Below are 22,537 nucleotides of genomic sequence, written 5' to 3'. Positions count from 1 at the left end.
GAAGTGCTCACTCGCCGACGGCGACGTAACGCCAGACCGTGCCGTCTTCCTCCGTGTCCTCCTCCGCGTCGTCGCGGTCGAGGTCGACCTCGACGCCTGCGGGCTCCAGGGTCTCGCGCACCCGCTCCTCGACGGGCTTGCTCAGATAGTGGTGGTGCAGATCGAGCTTCTTCAGGTGGGTGAGGGGCTGACCGCCCAGGAGCGCGACCGCACCCTCGTCGGTGAGCACGCCCATGGACAGGTCCAGCACCTCAAGGCGCTCCACGATCGGAGCCGCGGCCACGGCGGCAGCCACCGCGTCCTGCATCTCGCTGTTGCGCAGGGCCAGATGACGCAGGCGCGGTAGCCGGGCGCCGGACAGGATCGGCTCCAGGTCCGCCGCCTCGCTGTCGCCGCCGTAGTCGGGCGTTCCCAGCCACAGGTCGAGGTGCTCCAGGGCGGGCAGGTCGCTCGCGCCGATGCCGCGCACCACCTCGGCGGGCAGCCCGCCCGTCTCGACCACGAGCCGGCGCAGCGCGCCGTGTTCGAGCGCGGTGAATCCCAGGCCCGACCCGCCGCGCACACCGAACTCCTCCAGCGCGGGGAACCCGGCGAGGAGCGGGCCGACGTCGGTCTGGTTGATCCAGGAGATCTCGCACTCCTCCATGACCATGTCGCCCAGGAACAGCGCGCGCAGCGCGGGGAAGCGGTCCCGGGCGGCGAGCAGGGCCGCGATGACGGCGTGAGGGTCGGAGTCGTAGGCCTCCTGCCAGGCCCCGACGATCAGGGCCCGCACCCGGGTGGTGTCGACGGCGGCACAGAAACGGGCGAAGGCGTCCGGCCAGTCCTCGTTGGCGTCGTACACCTCGCTGCTGATCCGCCAGGCCACCGCGTCCGGTTCGGGCAGCTTGTCCGTGGGTGCGTCCGGCCCCGGGAATGTGTGGGAGGGCAGCCGGTAGAGCGAGCTGAGGTGGTCACCGATGGTCATGCTGCCGCTCCTGGGGAGAAAGGGAAGTGTGTGCGATGTGTGATGACCGCAGTTCTACCAACAGCGACTGACAACGGCGCTCGGCGGGGCGGGAATTCGGGGCGTTGTCAGTGGTGCCGCCTACGGTCGTGGTCATGAGGCCGGTGCGCGGTGCACCCGGCGGTGAGGGGACAGTTATGTACCGACAGGGAGACGTGCTGATCGTGCCGGTGACCGAGGAGGCGGTGCCGGCGCATGTGGCGCACGCCCCCAGGGAGCAGCGTGACGGGCGGGGCCGGCTGGTGCTGGCGCTCGGCGAGGTCACGGGCCATGCCCACGCGGTCGTGGGGCCGGGGGAGTTGGTGCGCGAGCCGGGACCGTACGGCCCCTTCCTGCTGCATCTGCCCCAGGGCGGCCGGGTGGTGCACGAGGAACACGCGGCGATCGCCCTGCCCAAGGGCTGGTACCGCGTGATCAGACAGCGGGAGTACGTGCCCGGATCCGTCCGGATCGTGGCGGACTGAACAGCGGATGACGGAGGGACAGGGGCACCTGACCGGGACGGACATCGAAGAGACCGTGAAAGAGAACGCCTCTTTGGAGGGGAGTGTCTCCTTGAAGGAGAGCGGGTCCTTGAAGGAGAGCGTGTCCTCGGAGGAGAGCGTCTCCATGGAGGAGTTGGGCCGGTGGCGCGCATGGGCCGCCGCGACCGGTCCCGCCGATCGTGCCGCCGCCGAGGACGGCGTGCGGCGGGCCTACCGGCTGGCGGGACTCGCGGAACCGGAGCGCGTGGTGTGGGTGGGCTCGCCGAAGGCCGCCGTCACGCTGATCCGTGAACTGCCGGACCGCGGGCCGAGCGTACGGGACGCGGTGCGCAGCGCTCCGTGGGCGCGGGAGCGGCGCAGACTGCACGCCGAGTTGGGGGCGACGGGCTGGTCCGCGCACTGGGCGGCGACGGGCAGACGGCTGTGGGACTCGACTCAGGCCCTGGTGGACCGGATTCACGCCGGCGTCATCGAGGACCTGGTCGGCAGGGACGCGGGCAAGGAGGCCGCGCAGGTCCGGCTGCTCCTGCTGGACGCCGTGCTGGGACAGCACGACGCTCCGTGGCTCGCCGCGTTCCCCTGCGAGGACGGCGCCCTCGGCGCACTGGCCCAGGTGTGCCGCAGCGCCGGCTGGTGGTGGCCCTTCGCCCGCGTGGCCGTCCTGTCGGAGCGGCCCGTCGCCCTGCACCGCGACGAGGCCGGACGGCTCGACCACGGGGACGGCCCGGCCCTCGCCTATCCCGACGGCTTCGCCCTGCACGCCTGGCGCGGCATGCCCGTACCGGCGGACTTCCTGGCCGAACTGCGCACGCTCACACCGGAGCGCATCCGCAGCGAGGAGAACGCCGAACTGCGGCGCGTGATGCTGGAGTACTACGGCTACGACCGCTATCTCGCCGACTCGGGCGCCCGACCCGTGCACCAGGACGAGACGGGCACCCTGTGGCGGATCGACCTGGTCGACGACGAGCCGGTGGTGATGGTGGAAGTCCTCAACTCCACACCGGAACCGGACGGGACCCGGCGCACGTACTGGCTGCGCGTACCGCCGTCGACCCGGACCGCCAAGCAGGGCGTCGCCTGGACGTTCGGACTGCAGCCCGAGGCGTACGCGCCGGTGCGGGAGACCTGAGCCGGGCGCTCGTCCCGAACCTCCAGGCTCCCGGCGGGGGATCAGAATCCGATGGCTTCGCGCAGCAGCAGGACGGTACAACGGCCGGGCCGGGGTTCGGCGTTGAGGACGAGCAGACGGTTGATGGCGCTGGGCCACCCGTAGGCCTCCTGGGTGCGGGCGCTCTCCAGCGGGAGACAGTGGTCCTCGACGCGGCGCAGCGCGGTGTCCAGGTCGGGCACCAGCTTCTGCGCCCCGACGACCCAGATCGCGCAAGCGGCGCCGCCGGCGTACGCGGGCAGTTGGCTTCCGCTGCCCGAGGCGATCACCAGCGAGCCGGTCTCGGTGAGCGCGGCGACGCTGCCCACGACGACATCGGGGGCGGCGAGCAGCCGACGGATGTCGTCCGCGCCGGTGACACGGTCCATGGCCAGCACACGTGGCTTGATGGCCTCATACCGTTCGCCGGCGTTGATGTCCTCGTCGATGCCCGACAGCCGGAGGGTCTCGCTGGCCGCGGTGAACACGGTGGCGCCCTTCGGTATCAGCTCCTCGACGCGGGTGCGTGCGGCAGCGGCGTCGTCGAGGATCTCCACGGCGAAGCCGTGCGCGGTCAGCGCGGCGGCAGCCCGCTCCAGGCGCGGTGCGGGCGCGGGGTCGGCGAACGGGACGGCAGGCAATGAGGTGGTCATGGTGGCCCTGAGCTTCCTGGTCGGCGGATGACGGGTTCCTCTCATCCGTCCGACACCGCAGGCCCCCGGAATGTGAGGCGGCGCAGTCGCCCGACTCGTCCTCCACGACGCGCTGCCTGCCGGTAGGGAGGCGGAGGAGGAACTGCACGGAACACAGCCCTCCTCTGCCTGCCCTCGACTACGCGGGACGCGCGTCACGCACAGATGTTGGCGGTTCCGTTGCAGTCGCCGTCGTCGTCCCAGTCGCCCCAACCGCCCCAGCCGTCGAAGGCGGCGTTGCTCGGGCCGGACTGGACCGTTGCGGTCTTCGTGGCGGAGTGAACGGCTGACGGTGCGGCCAGCGCGGAGCCGGCCGTCATCATCCCGGTTGCGAGAGCGAGGCCGAGTACGGTGCTTATCGCGCATGCACGTGACATGGATATCTCCAGTCGGTTTTGGGGTGTTGCCTTCATGCGGACGACTCTGCTTGCCCCTGCTGCCGCTTTCATTTCGGGCGCCGCCAATCGGGTGACTCCACAGCACGGGCTCGAGCGCCCTGCGAAGCGACGCTTGCTCAGCGGCCGACGCGTCGGGGATGAACGCGGACTCGGCAACAGCATTAATGGCGAGCGGCATTGACTAGCCCTCAGATTCAATAGCGCTCAACACCCCCAACGCCCCATGGGAAAGGACCCCACGACCGTGACTCGTGCCGTCACCCTGATCCGCTCGGCATCCCTGTCCGACATCGCCGAATACGCCTACGCCGCCACCGCGCCAGCCGATTCCCGCCTCATCTTCCTTGCCGGATCCTGTCCGTTGAACGAGGACGGCACCACTGCTGCGATCGGCGACTACGCGGGTCAGGCCTCGAAAGCCGTGGAGAACATGCGGACTGCTCTCGAGGCCGCGGGCGCCTCACTTGAGGACGTCATCAGCACGAGGGTTCTCGTCGCGTCGGCCCGGCGCGAGGATCTGGTGACGGCCTGGGCAGTGGTGCGGGACTCGTTCGCCGAGCATGACGTCCCCAGCACCCTGATGGGCGTCACCGTGCTCGGTTACGAGGACCAGCTCGTCGAGATCGAGGCGGTCGCTGCCGTAGTCGATGCCTGAGGTGGTTCCGTAGGCCCTGATGGGCGGTGGTGTGCGGAATGCCGGTGTCTCGTAGGGTGAAGCCAAATGACACTTCTGCATACGCACGACTATGGGGGCCACGGTCCACAACTGGTTCTGCTGCACGGCTACGGACGGTCTCACACGGACTGGGACACCTCGGCCGCCCTGCTCACCGCCGGACACCGCGTTCTCGCCGTCGACCTTCCCGGGCACGGCCGCTCTCCCGCCGTCTCTTCCTGGAAGATCCCTGCCGTGACGCGGCACATCACGGACACGCTCGACGCGCTCGGTGTGTGGGAGGCGGTCGTGGTGGGCCATTCCCTCGGCGGGCTCGTCGCGGTCGAGTACGCCCGGGCCGACCCGAAGCGGGTCCGGGCCGCCGTGAATCTCGACGGCTTCTGGTGGGGGCCCGACGAGCCGGACGCGGAACGCGTGAGCAAGGGGCTGCTGGCGTCGGCCGGGACCGTCGCGCCGCCCGAGTACATCGAGCAGCAGATCGCCAACTCCGCCAGATTCGGGATCCCTCGCGACCGCGCGGAGGCAGCCGCCCGCGCGGCCGTGCGCCCGTTGCCCGACGGCAGCTGGCAGACGCTTCCGGAGCGGGCGGCGGCACTGGAGATCGTCGACGAACTGCACAGACTCGGCGCACTCGGCGTGACCGCATGGCTGGACGGGATCGACCGCCCGCTGCTGCTGGTGCAGGCCGGCCGGCGGCTGCCGCCCTCGCCGGGCATGGAGTGGTTCGACGACTTCAACGCCCGTTTCGCACAAGGGGTTTCCGACGACCTGGCCGTGCTCTCCCGTAGTCGGCCGACGATCAGCGTCACCCGCATCGACGCCACCCATCCCATGAACCTGGAGGCTCCGGAGGCAGTGGCGACGTTGGTCGAGGAGTACGTCCGCGGTCTGCCGGACTGAACCGTCCGGGAATGCCCCGTCGGGCGGCGGCGTCCACCCCCACGTCGCGCGGGCGCGGCGTCATTGCGCCATGCGATGGATGTTTGACCCTTGCAGGTATGTATCCCTCACGACGGGGCAGTTGGGGGTGTACCCGACGCCCCTCGGCGTCGCCCAGTGACAACGACGCCACTGATGAAGTCCGAAACCTCGCGGTGGCGTTTGCCCGCCTGCGAGCTGTGCTGTGTGGGAGAGGAATCACCATGATGGTGCCGGCGGAGAAGGAACTGCGTGCGGTGCTGGCCCGGTTCGCGGAGGCGCGGATCGAGCACGACGTGCGTCCCAGCGGCCGTAGCAGCGCTGCCCTGGAGGACGTCACGTACACACTGTGCGTGATGACCGGTTGCCGTGACGTGGAGCAGGCGCTGCGCACGGCGGACCTGCTCATGGAGCAGTACCGCGCCGACCGCGCGGTGATCGCCCGCGAGGGCGAGACCCTGGCCGCCTAGGGTCTTCGCGGGTCCCGATCGTCAGGCCCGCCGGCGCTCCGCTCGCCGACGGACGAGTTCCTCCACCGCGCTGGGCAGGGTGGTCTCGAAGTCGATCAGCTTCGCCCAAGTCGGCGTCACGACGATCCGGACCATGCTGTCGTACAGCGAGCGGATCTCGGCCTCCCACTCGACGCGTTGCTCGGGCGTCATCTCGTAGGTCCCGTTCGCCTGGAGGTACTCCTCGGGGATCCCCTCGACGAGGTCCAGCTCGGCACGGCCGCGCAGCAGCAGGATCTTCGGCGGGTGCACCTCGGTGTCGATCGTCAGGGCGACCATGGGGTTGTGGCGCAGGGCGTGCAGTTTCGGGGCGTTCGGCGCCGTACACATGACGATCTCCGAGCCGTTCCAGGTGAACCCGATCGGGACATTGCGCGGAGTGCCGTCCTTGGCGACGTACGCCAGGCGGGTCAGGTCGCGGGCCAGCAGCTCCTGGCTGAGCGGACGGGCGAGGATCTCGGCGATCTCGTCGGGCTGCATGACGGTTCCTCCTGTGGTCGCAGGGTGATCGGGCCGGTGACGGCCTCTGATGTCCCTGGGACGGAGCCGGCCGGCTCTTTTCGACATCGGCACACGGGCCGATGTCGAAAAGAGCCGGCGCGGTCAGGAGAGGTCGGGCAGCGCGGCGCAGTTGGAGGTGGCCGGCTTGGCGTCGAAGCGGTCGGTGAGCCAGGAGATGGCGGCGCCCTGGTCGGTGAGCAGGGGAGTGAAGTGGTTGATCAGGGCGCTGCCGAGATTGAGCTCGGGGACGGGCTTGTAGGTGATGTCGGCGCCCTTGGCGCACCAGTCGACGGCGAGCCGGCGGGCCTGTGCGTGCGGTACGAGGTTGTCGCTGGTGCCGGTGGCCAGCCGTACCGGTGACGCGGGCTTCATGGTGCCGAGTCGCTGCTCGTCCAGGAAGGCGGTCAGCGCCGGCTCGGACCGGATGATGTCGCTGATGGTCCGGCCGTCCGTGGTCCACTTCGTGCTGTGCGCACCGCCGTAGCCGAAGAGGGCGTCGCCCACGCACATGGTCGACAGGTCCTTGAGGGCCGCCCGGCCCGCCGCGTTGAGGTGGGCGTCGGCGATCGGCTGCAGCGCGGGGTCGGACTCCAGGAACCCGTTGACCGACCAGCCCAGGGCGCCTGCCAGCTCGCTGCCGTCGATGGCCTTGGTGACCTCGACCAGATCGGCCGGCGGAGCGCCCGCGTAGGTCCCGGACAGGGTGATCTCGGGAGCGTACGTCGGCTGCAGTTCGGCGGCGGACGCGGTGGCGCCGCCGCCCTGGCTGTAGCCGAACAGGCCCACGCGTGAGGCGGGCGTGAGGGACGTCCCGTCGAGGGAGCGCGTGGCACGGACGGCGTCGAGCACGGCGTGGCCCTCGTCGACCCTGTTGACGTAGGTGTGCAGGCGGTCCGTCGCGCCCAGCCCGGCGTAGTCGGTGACGACGACGGCGATGCCCTTGGCCAGCAGGCGGTAGATCGCCAGGTCCTCGTAGCCGATGGACACCGTCCGGCCGTTGACGGTCAGGGGGTGTTCAAGGCCGAGGGAGGCGGCGCACTGGTCGCCCTGGCCCATGGTGCCGGGCGCCACGGCGACCAGCGGACGGTCGCCGCTTCCCCGCCAGGCGGCGCTGGGTTCGATGTAGGCGCCGGTGACCGCCACGGGTTCGCCGTTGGAGTCGGTGGACTTGTACATCAGGCGGGTGGCGGTGCCGGGCAGCGGTCCGTCGATGCCCGGCAGGCTCAGTGCCAGGGGGAGGGGTTCGCTGCGTACCAGGGCGCCGTCGGCGGACGGCAGGGCGGAGGGCGGGTTGTAGAACTCCGGGATCGTGACACCGCGGGAGACCACGGCGTCGGTCTGCGGTCCCGCGACTGCGGGGAGCGCGGTGGTGCCGAGGCATGCGGCGGTCGTGACGGCGACGGCCAGTATGCGGGCGGATGCGGGCATGACGGTCTCCGGTGTAGGGGAGGCCGAGCCTCGACCTGCGGCTCGGTCGGCTGACGGCCTGGTGGGGCCAGGCCGGTGGGGGAGCGGCCGGCGGTACGGGACCGCGGTCGTCCCGCCGCGTCCGCACCTCTCGCCACTCTTAGACGAAGTGTCAGGACGGTACCCGCGAGGGTGTTACCTGCGGTAGCGCTCTGAAGGTTACGTTTCAGTAATATGACGCCCCGTGAGCGGCGCCCCGGACGGGTCCGTCCCGCCCACCTGGGTACTCGAAGGGGCTGACGACCGTTTTTCGGCCGCTCCCCGGTTTGCGGCAGCCATCGGTGAGCAGACGATCTCGCGGCACCCGTGCCAGGCTGAAAGGAGCGTGCTCATGACCGACAACGAGTCCGGTCTCCTCGCCGGCGACGCGGACCCTGAAGCGGTCAGACGACATCGCACCCTGTTCAGGGCCGTGCGCCGGCGCAAGAACCCGCCGCTGCGCCGCACCGACATCACCGTCACCGACGAGGCCGCCGTCAAACGGGCGGTGAAGGCGGCGTCGCTCGGAAACGCCATGGAGTGGTTCGACTTCGGGATCTACAGCTATCTCGCGGTCACCATCGGACATGTCTTCTTCCCGTCCGGGAACGACACCGTCCAACTGCTGTCGTCGTTCGCGACCTTCGCGGTCGCCTTCTTCGTGCGTCCCCTCGGCGGCATGTTCTTCGGACCGATGGGCGACCGGATCGGTCGCAAGAAGGTCCTCGCCCTGACCATGATCCTCATGGCGATCGGCACCTTCGCGATCGGCCTGATCCCCTCGTACGCCGCCATCGGCTTCTGGGCCCCGGTCCTGCTGATCTTCTTCCGGCTGATCCAGGGCTTTTCCACCGGCGGCGAGTACGGCGGCGCGTCCACCTTCATCGCCGAGTACGCGCCCGATCTGCGCCGAGGCTTCTACGGCAGCTTCCTGGAACTGGGCACCCTCGCCGGTTACGTCGGCGCCGCCGGACTCGTGACGATCCTGACGTCGGTGCTGGACAGCGGCGGCATGGAGGCATGGGGCTGGCGGGTGCCGTTCCTGGTGGCCGGTCCCATCGGACTGATCGGTCTCTACCTGCGGCTACGGCTCGACGAGACACCCGCCTTCCAGAAGCTGGAGGACGGCTCGATGCACCGGGCGTCCGACGCCGCGTCCACGGTGGAGACGACCACCACGGGTGACCTGTCGAAGATCTTCCGCAACTACTGGCCGACCCTGATCCTGTGCATCTGCCTGGTCGGCGCCTACAACATCGCCGACTACATGCTCCTGTCGTACATGCCGACCTATCTGTCGGACGAGATGGGCTACTCCGAGACCCACGGGCTGCTCGTCCTGATCGCCACCATGATCGTGCTGATGCTGATCGTGAACCAGGTGGGGCGACTGTGCGACCGGCTGGGCCGAAAGCCCCTGCTGATGACCGGGATGCTCGGCTTCCTCGTGCTGTCGCTGCCGGCGTTCCTGCTGGTCAGGCAGGGCAGCCTGGTGGCGGTGTCGGCCGCGATGCTGATGCTGGGGCTGTCGCTGGTGTGCCTGCTCGGCACCATGTCCGCGACCCTCCCGGCGCTGTTCCCGACCGAGGTGCGCTACGGCTCCCTGTCCATCGGCTACAACTTCGCGGTCTCCCTGTTCGGCGGCACCACGCCCTTCGTCATCACCGCGCTGATCTCGGTGAGCGACAACGAGCTCATGCCCGCCTTCTACGTCATGGGCGCCTCGCTCATCGGCGTGATCGCCGTGGCGTGCATGCGGGAGACGGCACGCCGGCCGCTGGCCGGCTCGCCACCCTCCGTAGCCACATCGGAGGAGGCCGACCGCATGGTGGAGGCCCAGGCGCCGACGCCCAGATTCTGATACGCGGATTCTGATACGCGTACGCGTGGTATGTCCGCCTACGGGCGGGGGCCCTGATGGAATTCGGCCCATGGGCGGGCGAAGGAGGAGCCGTGCCGACGCAGGCGGACGACGGAACGGACCCACGGCGCTGGAAGGCGCTGTGGGTCACGCTGGTGGCCGGGTTCATGAGCCTGCTCGACGTCACGATCGTGTCCGTCGCGCTGCCGTCCATGCAGCGCGACCTCCACGCGTCGGCCCCCGCCATCCAATGGGTGGTCTCCGGCTACGCCCTCGCCTTCGCCCTGGTGCTGGTGACCGCGGGGCGGGTCGGTGACGCGATCGGCAGGCGCCGTATCTTCCTGATGGCCCTGGCGGCCTTCGTCCTGTGCAGCGCGGCGGCGGGCGCGGCGCCCACCATCGCCTTCCTGGTCGCCGCCCGTCTCGCCCAGGGCGTCGCGGCGGGCTGTCTCGCCCCGCAGAACTCCGCGCTCATCCAGCAGATGTTCCGCGGAGCCGAACGCGGCCGCGCCTTCGGCCTGTTCGGCGCGGTCGTGGGCGTCTCCAGCGCCGTGGGCCCCATCGCCGGCGGGCTCATCCTCGCCCTCGCCGACGGACCGCAGGGCTGGCGCTGGATCTTCTACGTCAACGTCCCCGTCGGCGCTGTCGCCCTGCTGCTGGGCTTCCGGCTGCTGCCCAGGACGACGCCGGGCCGCCGGGGGCAGCTCGACCTGGTCGGCGTGGCCCTGCTCGGGTGCGGAGTCCTGGCGCTGATGCTGCCGCTGGTGCTGGCCGAGTCCGGAGGCGTACAGCGGCTGTGGTGGCTCTTCCTGCTGGGCGCGGTGTGCCTGGCGGGCTTCGTGCAGTGGGAGCGGCGTGTCGCGGCAGGCGACGGCCAACCCCTGCTCGACCCCCGGCTGGTGACCTCCACGCGCGGCTATGCCGTCGGTGCCTCCATCGGCACGCTGTACTTCGTCGGCTTCAGCGGAGTGTGGCTGGTCTTCGCCCTGTTCTTCCAGAACGGCCTGGACTACTCGCCCCTGCGCTCGGGGCTCGCGGTGACGCCGTTCGCGATCGGGTCGACCCTCGGGGCGGCGGCCTCGGGCCGGCTCGTGGACCGACTGGGCCGGCTGCTGACCGTGTGCGGCCTGGCCGCCGTGGTGCTCGGCCTGGGCGGTACCGCGCTGATCCTGCTGCTCGAACCCGCGCACGTGGCCATCTGGCTCATCGCGCCCCTCCTGTTCGTCGGCGGCCTGGGCAGCGGCTGTGTCATCTCCCCGAACATCACCATGACCCTGCGCGACGTGCCGGTGCGGATGGCGGGCGCGGCCGGAGGCGCACTGCAGACCGGGCAGCGCCTCGGCGGATCGATCGGCACGGCCGCCCTGCCCGGCCTCTTCTACGTCGTGCTGGGCTCCGGCACCCACAACTACCGCACCGCCGTCGCGACTTCCGTCGGCCTGGGCACCCTCCCCATCGTCTGCTCCCTCGCCCTCGCCATTCACGACTGGCAACGCGACCGCCGCGCCGACGGGCAGCCGTGCCCACCGGAGGTCTCGAACAGCCACTTGCATGCGGGCCAGGGCTGAGCCCGAGTGCCGTTCTTCAGCCCTCGGGGTGCTCGTCAGCCGAGCAGCCGTTCTGCGTGGGCGACGGCCGCCGGGTGTCCGAACAGGCCCGGTAGTCCGCCGGTGTGGACGAAGACCGTGGTCTGTCCTCGGCTGATCTCGCCGTCCTTGACGGCCGCGACGAGCCCGGTGATGGCGCGGCCGGTGTGGGTGGGGTGGAGGATGGTGCCCTCGGTTGTTGGCCGGCCCTCGCGATCCTACTGTTGCTGCACGCGTGTCAGGGCTGAGGCCCGCGCGCCGTTCTTCAGCCCCCGGGGTGCTCGTCAGCTGAGCAGCCGTTCTGCGTGGGCGACGGCCGCTGGGTGTCCGAACAGGCCCGGTAGTCCGCCGGTGTGGACGAAGACCGTGGTCTGTCCTCGGCTGATCTCGCCGTCCTTGACGGCCGCGATCAGCCCGGCCATGGCGCGGCCCGTGTAGGTGGGGTCGAGGATGATGCCCTCGGTGCGTGCCGTCAGCATCAGTGCGTCGGTGGCCTCGGGCGTGTAGGTTCCGTAGCCCGCGCCGATCTGGTCCCGGATGCGAAGTGCCTTTGCCGCGATGGGGGTTGGCGAGAGCGGCCGGGCGAAGGTGGTCACCGCCTCGGCGGGATCGGGGCGTGCCCCCACGTCGACCCCGAGGACGCGCTCCACTCCCAGACGGGCGACGAGCCCCGCCATCGTCCCGCCCGATCCGAGGGCGACCACGACATGAGCCAGGTCGGGCACCTGCCCTAGCAGTTCCTCCGCGCAGTCGACATATCCCTGTGCGCCGACCGAGCTGGATCCCCCGAAGGGGATGAGGGCAGGGTGGGCGCCGGCGGCCTGCAGTTCGGCGACGACGTTCTCGGCGGCCTCGGCGAGAGCGTGGGCGGCGACCTCACCGCTCCAGACGATGCGGGCACCGAGAAGACCGTCGAGGACCAGGTTGCCCGACGACGACCCACCGGGACCGCCGGGGAAGACGAGCACGGCCTTTATGCCGAGCTTCGCCGCCACGGCCGCGGTGAGCCGCGCGTGATTGCTCTGCGGGGCACCGGTCGTGACCAGCGTGTCGGCACCGTCGCGGTGCGCGAGACCGGCGGTGTACTCGAGCTTGCGTACCTTGTTGCCGCCCCCGCCGATGCCCAGCAGATCGTCGCGCTTGATCCAGAGGTCCTCCGGCCGCAGGCCGATGGCCTCGGCCAGTCGCGGCGCGGGCTCGACCGGCGAGGGAAGCGTCACGAGGGCAACGCGTTGAGGCTGGCCGTTCACAAGGGTCCTCTCAGGTGGGCGAAGTACGGACAGCGCAAATCCTAGTCGCCGAATGACGCACTGCTGCGCAAGAAATTGCGTCCCTTGCGTTCGCTTGCAATGTGCGACGCAAGGTGTTCGGCGCCTCAACCCCACGGCTGGGGTGCAGGTGTTGGCGGTGAAAAATGCGGCGCCGCGGCAGTAGACGTGCTCACATTGCTCTGCAATATTGCGATGAAACAATGCAAGAAGCTGCGCACGCACTCCCTGCAGGGAACGTGTGCGCCGTCGCTCTGCCCAGGAACGAGCCGTTCTCGCCGCCCTTTCCGGCGCGCGCACCTTCGCAGGGAGTGACCACGCATGATTCGACACAAGCCGAGATCCTTCAGACGGCGCGCGGCAACGGCCGCACTCGCCTCCGCCGTCCTGGCTCTGGGCATGCCCACCGTCGGCGCGCACGCAGCCGGCGGCCCCAACGCCGCGGCCGACGCGGCGACCAAGGCCGGCAGCGCCCTGCGCGCACACTCGGCCGCCAACATCACCGACGGCGACACCGGCACCTACTGGCAGGCGGGAAAGAAGTCGGCCCAGTGGGTGCAGACCGACCTCGGGAAGACCAAGCGCGTGCGCCAGGTCGTGCTGCGGCTGCCCGAGCGGTGGCAGACCCGCAAGCAGACGCTGGCACTTCAGGGCAGTGCGGACGGGAAGAGCTTCGCCACCCTCAAGTCGTCGGCGCAGTACGTCTTCAGCCCCGGCAACGACAACACGGTGAAGATCTCCTTCCCCGCGACCCTCGCCCGGTACGTACGGGCCGACTTCACCCGCAACTCGGTCGCCGAAACCGCCCAGCTCGCCGAGATGCAGGTCCTCACGACCACCGCCTCGACCCCCAACCTCGCCCAGGGCAAGCCCTTCACGGAGAGCGGCCACGCCGACGTCTACGGCGCCGCCAACGCCGGTGACGGCAACCGCGACACCTACTGGGAGAGCAGGAACAACGCCTTCCCGCAGTGGCTCCAGGTCGACCTCGGCTCCTCGGTCAAGGTGAACCAGGTGACGCTGCGCCTGCCCGGCGGCTGGCCGAGCCGCAGCCAGACCCTCAAGATCCAGGGCTCCACCGACAACCAGAACTTCACCGACCTCACGGCCTCGAAGGCGTACACCTTCGACAGCGGCAACGACCAGTCGGCGACCATCAGTCTCGACACCACCACGACGCGCTACGTCCGTGTGCTGATCACCGCCAACACCGGCTGGCCCGCAGGGCAGTTGTCCGAGCTGGAGGTCTACGGACCCGCGACCGGCGACACCCAGGCACCCACCGCGCCCTCGAACCTCAGTTACACCGAACCGGCCACCGGGCAGATCAGACTGGCCTGGAGCGCGTCCACCGACGACACCGCCGTGACGGGCTACGACATCTACGCCGACGGCCAGTTGCGGGCGAGCGTCGCCGGGAACGTGCTGACCTACACCGACACCCAGCCGGCCGGCAGCGACATCACCTACTACGTCCGCGCCAAGGACGCCGCCGGCAATGTCTCCGCCAACAGCAACACCGTCACCCGCAAGGGGGCGGGCGGCGACACCCAGGCCCCCACGGCGCCTGCCAACCTCGCCTACACACAGTCCGGCAGCGACGTGAAACTCACCTGGCAGGCGTCCACGGACAACGTCAAGGTCACCGGCTACGACATCTACGCCGATGACCGGCTCGTCAAGTCCGTGGCGGGCGACATCACGACGTACACCGACACCCCGTCCGCCGCCGCGACGGTCACGTACTACGTGAAGGCGAAGGACGCCGCTGGAAACGTGTCCGTGGCCAGCAACAGTGTCACCCGGCCCGGCTCGACCGACGGCGGCTCTAACCTCGCCGAGGGAAAGCCGATCGAGGCCTCGTCGTACGTCTTCACCTACGTCGCCACCAACGCCAACGACGGCCAGACCAGCACCTATTGGGAGAGTGCGGGCGGCGCCTACCCGGCCACCCTCACCACGAAGCTGGGGGCGAACGCCGACCTCAGCCAGGTCGTCGTCAAGCTCAACCCGGACGCCGCCTGGTCCACGCGCACCCAGAACATCCAGGTGCTCGGCCGCGACCAGGACGCGACGTCCTTCAGCAGTCTCGCCGCCGCGAAGGACTACACGTTCAACCCGGCGAGCGGGAACACCGTGACCATCCCGGTCTCCGGCTCCGCCGCCGACATCCAGCTCAGGTTCACCTCCAACTCCGGTGCCCCGGGCGCGCAGGTCGCCGAGTTCCAGGTGATCGGCACGCCGTCCGCCAACCCGGACCTCAAGGTCACCGCGATCACCAACTCGCCCTCGGCGCCGGTCGAGTCGGACGCCATCAGCCTCTCGGCGACCGTCACCAACAGCGGTAGCAAGGCCTCGAAGGCCACGGATCTGAACTTCACCCTCGGGGGCACGAAGGCCGCCACCGCGGACGTCCCGGCCCTCGCGGCCGGCGAGTCCAAGCCCGTCACCGCGAGCATCGGGACCCGGGACGCGGGCAGTTACCCGGTGGGGGCCGAGGTGGACCCGTCGAACAAGGTCATCGAGCAGAACGAGGCCAACAACGCCTTCACCCGCTCCGACGCCCTCGTCGTCAAGCCGATCTCCAGCTCCGACCTGCTCGCCGCCCCGGTCTCCTGGACCCCGTCCAGCGCCTCGGCCGGTGACGAGGTCGAGTTCACCGTGGCGATCAAGAACCAGGGGACCGTGGACTCGGCCTCCGGCGGCCACGACGTCACGCTGACCATCCAGGACGCCAAGGGCGCCACCGTCAAGACGCTCACCGGCTCCTACAACGGCGCCATCGCGGCGGGCCGCACCACCGCACCGGTCGACCTCGGCTCGTGGACGGCCGCCAACGGCAAGTACACCGTGAAGACCGTCATCGCCGACGACACCAACGAACTGCCGGTCAAGCGGGCCAACAACACCACCACGCAGCCCCTGTTCATCGGCCGCGGCGCGGACATGCCGTACGACATGTACGAGGCCGAGGACGGCACGGTCGGCGGCGGCGCCAAGGTCGTCGGCCCCAACCGCACCATCGGCGACCTCGCCGGCGAGGCCAGCGGCCGCAAGGCGGTCACCCTCGACGCGACCGGGCAGTACGTCGAGTGGACCACCCGCGCGGCGACCAACACCCTGGTCACCCGCTTCTCGATCCCCGACGGCACGAACACGACCCTCGACGTCTACGTGGACGGCCAGTTCCTCAAGGCGATCGACCTCACCTCCAAGTACGCCTGGCTGTACGGCAACGAGACCTCGCCCGGCAACTCACCCGGCTCCGGCGCCCCGCGCCACATCTACGACGAGGCGAACCTGCTCCTCGGCAAGACCGTGCCGGCGGGCTCCAAGATCCGGCTGCAGAAGGACGCCGCCAACACCTCCACCTACGCCATCGACTTCGTCAACACCGAGCAGGCGACGGCCGATCCCAACCCCGACCCGGCCGCCTACGCGGTCCCGGCCGGCTTCTCGCACCAGGACGTGCAGAACGCGCTCGACCAGGTCCGCATGGACACCACCGGCAAGCTCGTCGGCGTCTATCTGCCCGCCGGTGACTACGAGACGTCCAGCAAGTTCCAGGTCTACGGCAAGGCCGTCAAGGTCGTCGGAGCCGGGCCGTGGTTCACCCGCTTCCACGCCCCCTCCTCGCAGGAGAACACCGACGTCGGCTTCCGCGCCGACGCCACCGCCAAGGGCTCGACCTTCGCCGGCTTCTCCTACTTCGGCAACTACACGTCCCGGATCGACGGTCCGGGCAAGGTGTTCGACTTCTCAGGCGTCTCCGACATCACCATCGACGACATCTGGGTCGAGCACATGGTGTGCCTGTACTGGGGCGCCAACACCGACAACATGACCATCAAGAACTCCCGCATCCGGGACATGTTCGCCGACGGCATCAACATGACCAACGGCTCCACGGACAACCACGTCGTCAACAACGACGCCCGCGCCACGGGAGACGACAGCTTCGCCCTGTTCTCCGCGATCGACGCCGGAGGCGCCGACGAGAAGAACAACATCTACGAGAACCTGACCTCGACCCTCACCTGGCGGGCGGCCGGCATCGCCGTCTACGGCGGCTACGACAACACCTTCCGCAACATCCGCGTCGCCGACACCCTCGTCTACTCCGGAATCACCATCTCCTCGCTGGACTTCGGCTATCCGATGAACGGTTTCGGTACCGAACCCACGACGATCGAGAACGTCTCCCTGGAGCGGACGGGCGGCCACTTCTGGGGTTCGCAGGTCTTCCCCGCCATCTGGGCGTTCTCCGCCTCGAAGGTCTTCCAGGGCATCCGGGTCAACGACGTCGACATCGACGACTCCACCTACGGAGGCGTGATGTTCCAGACCAACTACGTAGGAGGTCAACCGCAGTTCCCGGTGAAGGACACCATCTTCACCGACATCTCCATCACCGACTCGAAGAAGAGCGGTGACGCCTTCGACGCCAAGTCGGGCTTCGGCATCTGGGCCAACGAACTGCCCGAACCCGGCCAGGGCCCCGCGGTCGGCGAAGCCACCTTCCGCAACCTGCGGATGAGCGGCAACGCCCAGGACGTCCGTAACACGACCAGCACATTCAAGATCAACATCGAGTAGGTCCGGCAGCAATACGGATCGGTGCATGCATGCATGCGGTGCGGGGCCACCCCCGGTCGGGGTGGCCCCGTGCTCACAGCCCGGCGACCTTGCCGCTCGCGGAGATCTCGTAGACCAGAGTGACCGTGCGACGGCCGCCGGGTGCCAGGCGCAGGTCCCAGCGCGCGATGCCGTCGGCGTCGATCGTGTCGGGCTCCGGTGCGCAGGCCTCCTTGCGCAGTCGTACCTCCACGGCGGACACCTCGGAGACCGGGATCCGTTCGCGTACGGCGACGACCTGCTCACCCTGTTCTCCGGGTGCGGAGAAGCGGGACACATGCAGGCGTACCGTGCGGGTGATCAGAGTCCGCTGGGTCAGCGTCGCGGTGTCGCGGGACTCCTCGGCGTGCCGGATCACGCGGTAGTCGTCGTGGCTGCCGAAGGCGAGCTCGACCGGGGCGCCCGGAGCGGTGAACTCCAGTGTGCCGCGGCCGGTGAACCCGCTGCCCCGTACGAGGTCCACGGGTCCGGCCAGCAGCGCATGGCCGGATGTGTTGTCGAACCGCACGACCTGGGTGACCAGCGGCGACAGTTCCGGGGAGCAGGAGTACTCGCTGCTCGCGGCAGTGGTGACAGCGGTGAGCGGCACCCGGTGGGCGCGGCCGTCCGTGGGGACGGAGACGGGCGCGGGGGAGTGCAGGACACGCGTCTGTCCGCCGTCGTCCACGCCGGGGAGACCGAGCACCGGGGCCGGACCCAGGTCGGCGATCTCCTCCTCCCGCAGCTCCACCTCGACGGTGCGGCGCTCGGCGGCGGAGCGGTCCCGGAGGGTGAGACGGTCCTCGGTCAGCCGCGGCGGGTCGGTGGTCAGCGCCGAGCGGGCCGTCGACAGGGTGAGGCGTACGTCCGACCAGTCCTCGCCCGTGCGCTGCCAGACCATCGCGTCGGTCTCCAGCGTCAGCGAGCCCGCGTCCAGTACGGCACGGTAGGCGGGGCGCCACAAGGCGCACGAGGTGAGGTGGGTCAGACGCAACCGGGCCGGTCCGGCGACCTCCGCCTGCACGGTCAGCTCGACATCACCGACCAACTCGGCGGGCTGCTCCTCGGCCACGTCGAGGGCCCGCCGGGTCTCCGTGAGTTCGTCGGCCAGCACCTTCAACCGGGCTTCGGCGGCGCGGAGTTGCTCGCCGTGCGACGCACGTTCGGCGTCGATGCGATCCAGCTCCCGGGTCCAGCGGGCCTCGTCCGTCTCCCCGAAGCCGGTCCCCTCGGCGATGTCCCGCAGCAGATCGGCGGCGAGTTTGCCGAGCAGGTCGAGGCGGGTGCGCAGCCGGTCGACGCGGTGGCCGAGGGCCTGCTGTTCCTCCTCCAGGGCACGCATCCGCCGGCGCAGCGCGGAGTCGTCGGCGGAGGGCAGCGGGCTCCGCGGTGTCCAGGTGCGGACGATCCGTGCGTCGAGGACCGTCGCCCCGTGCTCGCCCGTCAGCTCCGCATGCAGGGTGCGGTCGACCGCGAGCGCGCTGATCGGGCCGAGGCGCAGCTGCTGGATGCCCGCGCGCAGATCGAGTCCGGTGGTCCGCTCGACGTGGGCGCGGTCCTCCAGACAGGTGACGGCGGTGACGGGCAGGGGGATCGGCTGGGTTTCCGTGGGCATGGTGTCAGCTCCTGCGGTTGCCGCCGACCAGGGCCTTGGCGGCCGGGACGCGGATCTCGTAGCCGCCGTCGAGGGCGGCGCTGCTGCCGGCGGGCAGGTCCACCCGCCAGATGCGGGTGCCCGGGGCGTGGCGATCGGGTCCGGAGTCCTGCTCGGGGGTCGTCCAGTCGGCCCGCTCCTCGATCCGGACGTCCGGTTCGGAGGTGACCGGGACCTGTTCGTGTACCTCGACGGTGACGGCCTTGGCGAGCCGGTTGGCCAGTTCGACATGGACCTGGTGGTCGAGCACGGTGGTGCTGCCCCGCAGACCCGCCGTCGACTCGCGCAGATTCGTCCGGCGGGTGACCCGGACGCCCTCGGCCGGTCCCAGGCCCATGCGGCGCACCCCGCCGGGGGCGAGGGTGGGCAGGGCGGCGGTCAGCAGGAAGTCCTCGTCGACGGTGACCTCCACCGGGCCCGCCAGCAGGGCCTGTTCGGTGGCGTTGGAAAGGACGAGCGTGGCGTAGACCGTCTGTTCCACGGACGGCACGCACACGTACTCGGTGCGCAGACCGACCGGGATCTCGGTCACCGTGACGGTGTGCCAGGTGCCGTCGGAGGGGATGTCGGCGCGGGCGACGGCGTCGAAGCGGTGGTCGAAGGAACCCGCCGACTCGCGCGGCCGCACGGCGTGTCCGGGCAACGGCAGCGCGGACACCGCGTCGGCACGGCGGCGGTACTCGACCGCCACGGGGTCGTACGCCACCTGCGGGAAGAGCCTGCCCCTGCGGCCCTCGGGCTCGTCGGCACCGGACAGCACGAGCGCGGCGTAGTCCAGCTCCGCGCCGCTCGGCCGGGGCGGACCGTTCACCACCGGTGGCGCGGGCGGCGGCGCGCTCATGCCCGGGGCCGCGGGGGCGAAGGAAGCGGGAGCGGCAACGCGCTTGTCGGCGGCCGGAGATGCGCGGCGCGGCCGTCCGGACTGCGGAGGCGGCGCCATGGCGGGCATGGCCTCGTCGAAGTCCTCCTCCATGGCGACGCCGAAGCCGGGCTCGTCGGGTGCCGCGGGCGCCGCCATGCCGTACGCCTGTCCGGGCGGCGGTGGCGGTGGCGGCGGCAGTGGCGCGGAACCGGCTCCGGCTGCGCCCACGGCGACGGGCATCGCGGTCGAGGCCGGGCGGGGACCGGCCGCGTCGTAGCCGGAGAAGAGGTCGGAGAGACCCGCGGGAGGCTCGCGCCAGCCGGAGGGCGCGGGGGCGGGCTGCCGGCGGCCGACCCGGATCGAGCGCAGCCTCGGCAGGTCGGTGCGGCGCCGCAGATCCGCAGTGGCCAGGGCGATGCGCACCCCGGTCCAGTCCTCTCCGGTGCGCTGGGCGACCGAGGCACGCAGCACCAGCGTGCCGCTGTCGTCGTCCTGGCGGTGCGTCAGGCGGTAGGCCGGGACCCAGACGGCCCCCGGCACGCCGTACTCGATCTCCAGCTCCACCGGTCCGGAACCGTCGAGGGTCAGCAGCGCGCCGACCGTGGTGTCCACGGGCCCGGACTGTGCGGCGGTGGAGGCGCTGTACCAGCGGTCCGTGGCAATGGAGAGCTCGTGCTGGGCGCGCCGGAGCTCCTCCTCCAGCTCGGCGAGCCGCTGATGCAGGCCGCGCAGCCGCTCGTCGACGAAATCCGCGAGCCGCAGCCATGCGTCGGCGGGTGTGCGGCGCGGCGGGTCCTCGCGCTTGCGGCCCGGCGGAACCGGGCGCAGCGCCGCGACCTCGGCGATCCGGCTCAGCTGCCGGTCACGGTGCCCCTCCACGGCGGCGTACGCGTCCCGCAGCCGTTCCATCTCGTGCCGCAAGCTGTCGGCCGTGTCGGTGTCGGACGGTTCGGCGTCCACCTCCACGCGTACCTCGGTGACCCGTACGCCACTGTCACCGACGACCTTGGCGCGCAGCGAGCCCGGGTCCATCGAGCGGGGCAGCCCCGTCACCCGCACCCTGCCGCCCTCCGGCACCGTGCCGCCGGCCACCCGGGTGCAGAGCGCGCCCTGCGCGTACACCACGACCGCGTCGAGCGTCGACGCCCATCGCTGCACCTCATCGGATTTCATGCACTCCGCCCCCGTCGTGTCCGTGCCGTGCCGGACAGTATCCGGTGATCATCGGGCCGGACAAGGCAATAGGAAGCGGTGCGTGGACGTGCGGTTCGGGCGGCCGGCCAGCTGAATGGGTACAGGGCTGCGGGACACCCGCCTGAGCGGCGCACACGAAAGGGCGTACGAGATGCGTATCGATCTGACCGGTCGCACGGCACTGGTCACCGGCTCCACGCAGGGCATCGGCGAAGCGATCGCCGCCGGGCTCGCCCGTGCCGGTGCCCGGGTCGCCGTCAACGGCCGCAGCGCGGAGCGTACCGAGGAGGCCGCGGACCGGCTGGCCCGGCAGGTGCCGGGAGCCGAGCTGGTGCCCGTGGCGGCGGACGTGACCACCCAGGAAGGAGCGGAGCAGGCGCTCGGCGCCCTGCCGCAGGTGGACATTCTCGTCAACAACCTCGGGGTCTTCGGATCCGCCGACCCCCTGGACATCACCGACGACGAATGGCGCCGCTACTTCGAGGTGAACGTCCTCGCGGCCGTCCGGCTGACCCGCCTCTGCCTTCCCGGCATGACCGAGCGGGGCTGGGGACGTGTCCAGTACATCGCCAGCGACTCGGCCGTCGTCATCCCCGCCGAGATGATCCACTACGGAATGTCGAAGACCGCCCTGCTCGCAGTCGGCCGCGGCTTCGCCAAGCAGGCCGCGGGCACCGGTGTGACGGTGAACTCGGTCATCGCGGGTCCCACCCACACCGGCGGGGTCGAGGACTTCGTGTACGAGCTCGTCGACCGTGACCTGCCCTGGGACGAGGCGCAGCGCGCCTTCATGCGCGAGCACCGTCCGCAGTCCCTGCTGCAGCGGCTGATCGAGCCGGAGGAGATCGCCAACATGGTCGTCTACCTCAGCTCCGACCAGGCGTCGGCCACCACGGGCGGTGCGCTGCGGGTCGACGGCGGATACGTCGACGCCATCCTGCCCTGAGACCCCGTTCCGCCCCGGTTCAGGGGCGCGGGGCTCCGGCCTGCAGGCCGTCCATGACGAGGTCGAGGAGCCGGGCGGCGCGCGGCCGCCAGTCCTCGGCGGGGGTCAGCTGCCACACACCGGCGATGGCCAGCAGGAAGTCGTCGCCGGTCAGCCCCGGCCGGACGGTGCCCGCGTCCTCGTTGGCGCGCAGGAGGAGTTCGGCCGCGTCGGTGACGGGGGTGTGGGCGGGCTTGGCGGGGCCGCCCGGGGCGCTCGTGGCGAGACGGAACGCATCGGCGAGGCCCGCCTTGGTCATGGCGAACTCGGCGAGCCGGTCCATCCAGGTCCGCAGTGCCTGCTGCGGCGGCAGCTGTTCGAGCAGCTGGGCCGCGTTGTCGGCGACCTGCTGCATCTCGTGGCGGTAGATCTCCAGGACGAGCGCCTCGCGGTTGGGAAAGTTGCGGTAGAACGTGCCCTGCCCGACGCCCGCCTTCTTGGCGATCGCGCTGAGGGGTACGTCCGGGCATCGGGTCAGCTCGACGAGGGCGACGTCGAGAATGCGCTCACGGTTGCGCTGCGCGTCGGAGCGCAGGGGCGCGTCGTCGTTGTGCTGCACTCGTCACTCCTCGCGGGCCCGGACCGAAACCCGACCTTGCTAAGCGGACAGCTGTCCGTTAGGTTTGCTGTGTAGCGGACAGTTGTCCGGTTGTGTCCAGCATAGTCCTGCTCGCGACCGTACGGCAGTCCGCGTCCACCGTCACTCGGCGGCGCACAGCCGACCCCCTGCCC

18 protein-coding genes are annotated in these 22,537 nt (G+C 70.5%); 9 read left to right on the top strand and 9 right to left on the bottom strand.

Going from position 1 to position 22,537, the window contains the following annotated elements; genetic code table 11:
• Positions 1 to 7 precede the first annotated feature (7 nt).
• Complete coding sequence (locus tag MQN93_RS18355) at positions 8 to 967, bottom strand: STM4015 family protein (protein ID WP_242710329.1); 960 nt, start codon at positions 965 to 967, stop codon at positions 8 to 10.
• 176 nt (positions 968 to 1,143) lie between these two features.
• On the opposite strand from MQN93_RS18355, the gene MQN93_RS18350 reads away from it, so the two are divergent.
• Together MQN93_RS18350 and MQN93_RS18345 are read left to right on the top strand one after the other, a co-directional pair.
• Positions 1,144 to 1,470 carry a DUF8820 family protein gene (locus MQN93_RS18350; RefSeq protein ID WP_016430421.1) on the top strand — a complete coding sequence of 109 codons (327 nt, stop codon included), beginning with the start codon at positions 1,144 to 1,146 and terminating at the stop codon, positions 1,468 to 1,470.
• 145 nt (positions 1,471 to 1,615) lie between these two features.
• Complete coding sequence (locus tag MQN93_RS18345) at positions 1,616 to 2,623, top strand: DUF6745 domain-containing protein (RefSeq protein WP_242710514.1); 1,008 nt, start codon at positions 1,616 to 1,618, stop codon at positions 2,621 to 2,623.
• A 41-nt stretch (positions 2,624 to 2,664) separates the two neighbouring features.
• On the opposite strand, the gene MQN93_RS18340 is transcribed toward MQN93_RS18345, so the two are convergent.
• Together MQN93_RS18340 and MQN93_RS18335 are read right to left on the bottom strand one after the other, a co-directional pair.
• Positions 2,665 to 3,294 carry an LUD domain-containing protein gene (locus MQN93_RS18340; RefSeq protein WP_242710328.1) on the bottom strand — a complete coding sequence of 210 codons (630 nt, stop codon included), beginning with the start codon at positions 3,292 to 3,294 and terminating at the stop codon, positions 2,665 to 2,667.
• A 194-nt stretch (positions 3,295 to 3,488) separates the two neighbouring features.
• Positions 3,489 to 3,710 carry a hypothetical protein gene (locus MQN93_RS18335; RefSeq protein WP_016430418.1) on the bottom strand — a complete coding sequence of 74 codons (222 nt, stop codon included), beginning with the start codon at positions 3,708 to 3,710 and terminating at the stop codon, positions 3,489 to 3,491.
• A gap of 265 nt (positions 3,711 to 3,975) precedes the next feature.
• Between MQN93_RS18335 and MQN93_RS18330 the strand changes: the two genes are divergently transcribed.
• The 3 genes from MQN93_RS18330 to MQN93_RS18320 all read left to right on the top strand — a co-directional run bounded on the left by MQN93_RS18330 (position 3,976) and on the right by MQN93_RS18320 (position 5,795).
• Entirely contained in the window at positions 3,976 to 4,386 is a 411-nt protein-coding gene (locus MQN93_RS18330; RefSeq protein ID WP_242710327.1) for a RidA family protein, read from the top strand.
• A gap of 66 nt (positions 4,387 to 4,452) precedes the next feature.
• Positions 4,453 to 5,307, top strand: coding sequence for an alpha/beta hydrolase (locus tag MQN93_RS18325; RefSeq protein WP_242710326.1), 855 nt, complete (start codon positions 4,453 to 4,455; stop codon positions 5,305 to 5,307).
• Positions 5,308 to 5,549: 242 nt separating this feature from the next.
• Positions 5,550 to 5,795, top strand: coding sequence for a DUF5133 domain-containing protein (locus MQN93_RS18320; protein WP_242710325.1), 246 nt, complete (start codon positions 5,550 to 5,552; stop codon positions 5,793 to 5,795).
• A gap of 21 nt (positions 5,796 to 5,816) precedes the next feature.
• Here the strand turns inward: MQN93_RS18320 and MQN93_RS18315 are convergent, their stop codons facing one another.
• A complete protein-coding gene (locus MQN93_RS18315) occupies positions 5,817 to 6,314 on the bottom strand; it encodes a pyridoxamine 5'-phosphate oxidase family protein (protein WP_242710324.1) in 498 nt (165 codons plus the stop codon).
• Between the two features lie 123 nt (positions 6,315 to 6,437).
• Positions 6,438 to 7,763: a lipase family protein gene (locus MQN93_RS18310; RefSeq protein ID WP_242710323.1), complete on the bottom strand. Its 1,326-nt coding sequence runs from the start codon at positions 7,761 to 7,763 to the stop codon at positions 6,438 to 6,440.
• 370 nt (positions 7,764 to 8,133) lie between these two features.
• On the opposite strand from MQN93_RS18310, the gene MQN93_RS18305 reads away from it, so the two are divergent.
• Both MQN93_RS18305 and MQN93_RS18300 read left to right on the top strand, forming a co-directional pair.
• Positions 8,134 to 9,642, top strand: a complete 1,509-nt coding sequence (locus MQN93_RS18305) for an MFS transporter (RefSeq protein WP_242710322.1) — start codon at positions 8,134 to 8,136, stop codon at positions 9,640 to 9,642.
• 56 nt (positions 9,643 to 9,698) lie between these two features.
• On the top strand, positions 9,699 to 11,210 hold the full coding sequence (locus MQN93_RS18300) for an MFS transporter (RefSeq protein WP_372504383.1): 1,512 nt from the start codon (positions 9,699 to 9,701) through the stop codon (positions 11,208 to 11,210).
• A 302-nt stretch (positions 11,211 to 11,512) separates the two neighbouring features.
• On the opposite strand, the gene MQN93_RS18295 is transcribed toward MQN93_RS18300, so the two are convergent.
• Positions 11,513 to 12,448, bottom strand: coding sequence for a D-cysteine desulfhydrase family protein (locus tag MQN93_RS18295; RefSeq protein WP_242710320.1), 936 nt, complete (start codon positions 12,446 to 12,448; stop codon positions 11,513 to 11,515).
• A 369-nt stretch (positions 12,449 to 12,817) separates the two neighbouring features.
• On the opposite strand from MQN93_RS18295, the gene MQN93_RS18290 reads away from it, so the two are divergent.
• The gene (locus MQN93_RS18290) at positions 12,818 to 17,092 is read left to right on the top strand and encodes a discoidin domain-containing protein (protein ID WP_242710319.1); all 4,275 of its coding nucleotides are present in this window, start codon (positions 12,818 to 12,820) and stop codon (positions 17,090 to 17,092) included.
• Positions 17,093 to 17,165: 73 nt separating this feature from the next.
• On the opposite strand, the gene MQN93_RS18285 is transcribed toward MQN93_RS18290, so the two are convergent.
• Positions 17,166 to 18,725 carry a mucoidy inhibitor MuiA family protein gene (locus MQN93_RS18285; RefSeq protein ID WP_242710318.1) on the bottom strand — a complete coding sequence of 520 codons (1,560 nt, stop codon included), beginning with the start codon at positions 18,723 to 18,725 and terminating at the stop codon, positions 17,166 to 17,168.
• A gap of 4 nt (positions 18,726 to 18,729) precedes the next feature.
• Positions 18,730 to 20,799 carry a DUF4139 domain-containing protein gene (locus MQN93_RS18280; protein ID WP_242710317.1) on the bottom strand — a complete coding sequence of 690 codons (2,070 nt, stop codon included), beginning with the start codon at positions 20,797 to 20,799 and terminating at the stop codon, positions 18,730 to 18,732.
• Between the two features lie 172 nt (positions 20,800 to 20,971).
• Here MQN93_RS18280 and MQN93_RS18275 point away from each other — a divergent pair, with 172 nt between their 5' ends.
• Positions 20,972 to 21,766, top strand: a complete 795-nt coding sequence (locus tag MQN93_RS18275; RefSeq protein ID WP_242710316.1) for an SDR family NAD(P)-dependent oxidoreductase — start codon at positions 20,972 to 20,974, stop codon at positions 21,764 to 21,766.
• 19 nt (positions 21,767 to 21,785) lie between these two features.
• On the opposite strand, the gene MQN93_RS18270 is transcribed toward MQN93_RS18275, so the two are convergent.
• Positions 21,786 to 22,364 (bottom strand): TetR/AcrR family transcriptional regulator, encoded by a 579-nt coding sequence (locus MQN93_RS18270; RefSeq protein WP_242710315.1) that lies wholly within the window; start codon positions 22,362 to 22,364, stop codon positions 21,786 to 21,788.
• Positions 22,365 to 22,537: the final 173 nt, after the last annotated feature.

It is taken from the genome of Streptomyces spinosisporus, from assembly GCF_022698145.1.
Lineage (GTDB): Bacteria > Actinomycetota > Actinomycetes > Streptomycetales > Streptomycetaceae > Streptomyces > Streptomyces spinosisporus.
Note: the sequence above shows the minus strand (reverse complement) of the source record. Positions and strands in the feature narration are given on the sequence as shown.